The 5,042-nt window shown below is 34.3% G+C and carries 5 protein-coding genes and 1 pseudogene; 5 read left to right on the top strand and 1 reads right to left on the bottom strand.

The features are described from left to right. Window positions 1-88: pseudogene (locus AC1DJR_RS16995) on the bottom strand (Hsp20/alpha crystallin family protein); the annotation flags it as partial. 217 nt (window positions 89-305) lie between these two features. Here AC1DJR_RS16995 and asnB point away from each other — a divergent pair. The 5 genes from asnB to AC1DJR_RS16970 form a co-directional block, all read left to right on the top strand. Further along, window positions 306-2,207 (top strand): asparagine synthase (glutamine-hydrolyzing), encoded by a 1,902-nt coding sequence (asnB, locus tag AC1DJR_RS16990; protein ID WP_002012706.1) that lies wholly within the window; start codon window positions 306-308, stop codon window positions 2,205-2,207. A gap of 91 nt (window positions 2,208-2,298) precedes the next feature. Further along, window positions 2,299-2,658: a GNAT family N-acetyltransferase gene (locus tag AC1DJR_RS16985; protein ID WP_002012705.1), complete on the top strand. Its 360-nt coding sequence runs from the start codon at window positions 2,299-2,301 to the stop codon at window positions 2,656-2,658. A 45-nt stretch (window positions 2,659-2,703) separates the two neighbouring features. Next, the gene (locus AC1DJR_RS16980) at window positions 2,704-3,039 is read left to right on the top strand and encodes a hypothetical protein (protein WP_081085969.1); all 336 of its coding nucleotides are present in this window, start codon (window positions 2,704-2,706) and stop codon (window positions 3,037-3,039) included. A gap of 106 nt (window positions 3,040-3,145) precedes the next feature. Next, window positions 3,146-4,132, top strand: a complete 987-nt coding sequence (locus tag AC1DJR_RS16975; RefSeq protein WP_477003085.1) for an N-acetylmuramoyl-L-alanine amidase — start codon at window positions 3,146-3,148, stop codon at window positions 4,130-4,132. A gap of 195 nt (window positions 4,133-4,327) precedes the next feature. Beyond that, window positions 4,328-5,042, top strand: a 715-nt coding sequence (locus AC1DJR_RS16970; RefSeq protein ID WP_477003084.1) for an ABC transporter substrate-binding protein, incomplete at its 3' end; no start/stop codon positions are given.

Here is a 5,042-nt window from a genome sequence, read left to right as displayed (position 1 = left end):
GAAGAGGTGTTTGTTCGAAAAAATCATCAATTTGTTTTAAATAATTACGAACCGGTGGGCGAGAAGAATCTTTTTTTTCTTCACTCATGGTATTACCTCCTAGAAATCAATTTGCAATATCATATGACAAAAGCGGAGAAAGGTGAGTGCCTAGTTTTCATGTTTTCATAAAAAAATGTTAAAAATGTGAAATGGAGTGAGTTTTTTATAGTTTTTGGTCGCCATATTCAGTTGATTATGCTAGTATAAATAGGGTTGATATAGTAGTATTGAGACAGAATGAAAACTGAAAGAGGGTAAGAAGTATGTGTGGTTTTGTAGGATGTTTATGTGAAAACCCTAGAGAGTTTTCAGAAACAGAAAAACATCAATTTGAAAATATGAACACGATGATTTTCCACCGCGGTCCAGATGACGAAGGATATTTTCGTGATGAACATGTACAATTTGGCTTCCGCCGTTTAAGTATCATTGACTTAGAGGCAGGACATCAGCCGTTAACTTATGAAAATGATCGATATGTAATTATTTTTAATGGTGAAATTTACAATTATGTAGAACTACGTGAAATGTTACTTGAAAAAGGTGCAACTTTTGCTACACAATCTGATACAGAAGTTATCATTGCATTGTATGCACATATGAAAGAAAAATGTGTAGACTACCTTCGTGGTATGTTCGCATTTATGATTTGGGATCGTGAAGAAAAGACACTTTTCGGTGCACGTGACCACTTCGGTATTAAGCCTTTATACATCGCACAACAAGGTGATACTACATTCTTCGCATCTGAGAAGAAAAGTATTATGCATGTAATGGAAGACAAAGGGGTAAACCCAAAGTCACTACAACACTACTTTACGTACCAATATGGTCCAGAGCCAGAAACATTAACAATTGATGTTAACAAAATTGAGCCTGGTCATTACTTCGTAAAAGAAATCGGTAAAGAGATGGAAATCCATCGCTACTGGAATCCTTATTTCAACGCTTCAAGCGCAACGAAAGAGGAGCATATCCAAGCAATTCGTGATGTATTATACGATTCTGTAAAAGTACATATGCGTAGTGATGTACCAGTAGGTTCTTTCTTATCTGGTGGTATYGATTCATCTATTATTGCTTCTATCGCAAGAGAAATGAATCCAAATCTATTAACATTCTCTATTGGTTTCGAACAACGCGGTTTCAGTGAAGTTGATGTTGCGAAAGAAACTGCTGAGAAATTAGGAGTTAAAAACCATAACGTATTCATTACAGCGCAAGAATTTATGGATGAGTTCCCAAAAATCATTTGGCATATGGATGATCCTTTAGCGGATCCMGCAGCTGTACCATTGTATTTCGTTGCGAAAGAAGCGCGTAAACATGTAACGGTTGTTCTTTCTGGTGAAGGTGCAGACGAGCTATTTGGTGGATATAACATTTATCGTGAGCCAAACTCGTTAAAAATGTTCTCTTACATTCCTAGCCCAGGAAAGAGTGTTCTAAAGGCATTAAGTGGTGCTCTTAAAGAAGGGTTTAAAGGAAAAAGCTTCTTAGAGCGTGGATGTACGCCAATCGAAGAGCGTTACTATGGAAATGCGAAAATCTTCCGTGAAGAAGAGAAAGCTGAATTAATGAAGTATTACGATGAAAGTGTTAACTATATGGATATCACGAAACCATTGTATAACGAAATTAAAGATTATGATGATGTAAGTAAAATGCAGTACATTGATATGTTCACATGGTTACGCGGCGATATTTTATTAAAAGCTGATAAAATGACGATGGCAAATTCATTAGAACTTCGTGTACCGTTCTTAGATAAAGAAGTATTTGACGTTGCATCTAAAATTCCGACAGAATTTAAAATTGCAAACGGAACAACGAAAGCTATATTACGTGAAGCTGCTCGTGGAATTGTTCCGGATCACGTGTTAGATCGTAAAAAGCTTGGATTCCCAGTACCAATTCGTCACTGGTTAAAAGATGAAATGCACGATTGGGCTGTAAATATTATTAAAGAAAGCAAAACTGAGCATTTAATCGAAAAACAGTATGTATTAAACTTACTGGAAGCACATTGTGCAGATAAAGGCGATTATAGCCGTAAAATTTGGACTGTACTTGCGTTTATGGTATGGCATCAAATTTATGTTGAGCATAAATACGATACGAATAAGTTCCACGAAGAAACAAAGCGTGCGTATAGCTTAGTTTAATAAAAAACCTTAAGGTCGCATTCGATCTTAAGGTTTTTTTCATAAATTGCATTTATTATTGATACAATAATAGTAAAAGGATGGACAACATATGATTACGTTTGAGAAAGTAAATACAGAAAATGAAAGCGCTGTAAAAGAAATGTTTCAYTCACACAGCTTAGATGAGAAAAAGGTTCAGTATTGTGTAAAAGTTGATGATACATATATTGGCGTAATAGATTATAGCGTTCAAGAAGAGAGTGCTATTTTGTCACAGTTAATTATTCATTTTGATTATCAAGGTTATGGATACGGGACAAATACGTATTTTACATTTGAAGAAATGATGAAACAGAGAAATGTGAAAGAAATAAAAGTATTGCAAGAGATGTTTACGGAACAAGCTAAATCTTTCATAGAGGGATCTGGTTTTATTGAGGAAAATGGAATATATGTAAAGAAAATATAGTGAATATTGATTAGGTGATGATATGAATATAAGGTAGGTGGACGTATGACGATAACTTCTGGTCTTGTATTAGTTGGAGGTTGTTTTATAGTAGCAGAACTATGCCAGACTTTTATTCGGAAAAGAATGTATAAGAAGAGAAGACCATATGAATTACAATATATTCCCGTATTTTTAATTTTGTTTTGTATGCTATTTGTATTGCAAAACATGACGTATTTCCCACCTCTTTTGAACATTTTTTTGAAGTTTGGGTTGCTATATAGCGGCGGTGGGATATTTCTTTTATTTCTTTTATTTTGCATACGTTACATCCATTATCAATCGTATATATTCATTTTAAATTGGCTAAAGCAAAGCGATAGAAACCGCCTTACATAAGGGGGTTTTTTTATTTGTACTTGTAACGGAACTTGTACAATTAACATAAAATAGGACGAGTAGAAATGAAAGCTTATTACAATAAAGAAAGGAACGAAAAAGATATATGAAACTTGTTATAGACGCAGGGCATGGTGGATATGATTCTGGTGCTGTTGGTAATGGGTTAGTGGAAAAAGAGTTAACACTTCAAATTGCTAGACGTGTGCGAGATATTTTATCTGCAAATTATCCAATCAATATTAAAATGACACGTGATAGTGATGTATTTATCTCTTTATCAGAACGTGCTAATATYGCTAATTCATTTGGTGCAGATTATTTTATCTCATTTCACATTAATAGTGGCGGTGGAACTGGATTTGAAAGTTATATTTACAACGCGCTATCTAATAGTAGTTCCGCATATGAAAAGCAACAAAAAATGCATGCAGCAGTCAATCCTGTATTAACAAAATACGGTCTTCGTGACCGAGGAGCCAAAAAAGCAAATTATGCGGTACTAAGAGAGACTGCAATGGATGCAATTTTAACAGAGACTGCCTTTATTGATACAACGTTTGATGCTAATTTATTGAAAAATCCACAATTTATCGAAGATATAAGCCAAGCGTATGCAAACGGAATAGCAGCTATTTTTGGAGTAGCTCCAAATCCACAACCTCCAAACCCACAGCCAACACCACAAACGAAGGGGATTGCCTATATACTTGGGAAAAATGTGAATTTAAGAAGTGGCCCATCAAYGTCTTCTTCAGTTATTCGTCAACTAAACGCCCCAGAATCGTATGTCGTATATCAGGAAAGTAACGGATGGTTAGACTTAGGAAATGGACAATGGGTGTATAATGACCCTTCGTAYATTAATTTTGTAAAGACGAGCAATAGTGATGGAAGYSCAATTGGTGTYGCWTATATAMAAGGAACGAATGTGAACTTAAGAAGTGGTCCATCAACATCTTCTTCAGTTATTCGTAAATTAAATAATCCTGAATCGTATTTAGTGTATATTAATCAAAACGGTTGGTTGAACCTTGGTGGAAATCAATGGGTTTATAATGATCCATCATATATTAAATATAATCAATATTAGGAAATGAGTTTATAATGTAATATGAATGCGTATTTATGTATAACGTAGATACGCATTTTAAGAACGTTTATTATTTTCATACTTATACACTTTATTTTAAAAATAAACATTTGAATAGCGGATAGAATCTAAAATGTATATTACATACATTAATCTTTAATTGTTAATGATAATCGATTTCATCTAGGGGGGCATATGGTACATAGTAAAAAAATATTTATGTTCTGCATTATGATACTTATGGTAATAATCGCAGGGTGTAGYAAAGAAGAGARAAAAGRAAATGATMCATCRGCTAAAGCAAAAGATTCGTATACTGTAAAGCATGCAATGGGTGAAACAACAGTAAATGGTACACCTAAAAAAGTAGTTGTTTTAACAAATGAGGGTGCGGAGGCGCTTTTAGCTGTCGGAGTAACACCAGTTGGAACTACAAAACCACGTGCTGGTGATGAATGGTATCCTCATTTAGCGAAAGATTTAAAAGATACGAAAGTTGTAGGTACTGAGCGTGATATTAATTTAGAGGCAGTTATGAAGCTTAAGCCAGATTTAATTATCGGTAATAAAATGCGTCATGAAAAAATATATGAGCAATTGAACGAAATAGCGCCAACTGTGTACGCTGAAACATTGCGCGGGGATTGGAAAGAAAACTTTACACTCTATACAAAAGCTGTAAATAAAGAAAAAGAAGGGCAAAAGGCTCTTGAAGATTATAAAAAACGTATTGAAGGAATGAAAGAGAAGTTAGGAGATAAATTGAATTCTAAAGTTTCTATTATTCGCTTCGTACCAGGTGACGTTCGTATTTATCAGAAAAACTCATTCTCAGGTGCTGTTTTAAATGATATTGGATTTAAGCGACCACCACTACAAGATAAAGATGAGTTTGCGATAAAAGGAATTA

The sequence above is a fragment of the Bacillus sp. 05T31 genome (genome assembly GCF_056396725.1).
The sequence above is the reverse complement of the archived record's forward strand: the minus strand, read 5'-3'. Positions and strand labels throughout refer to the sequence as shown.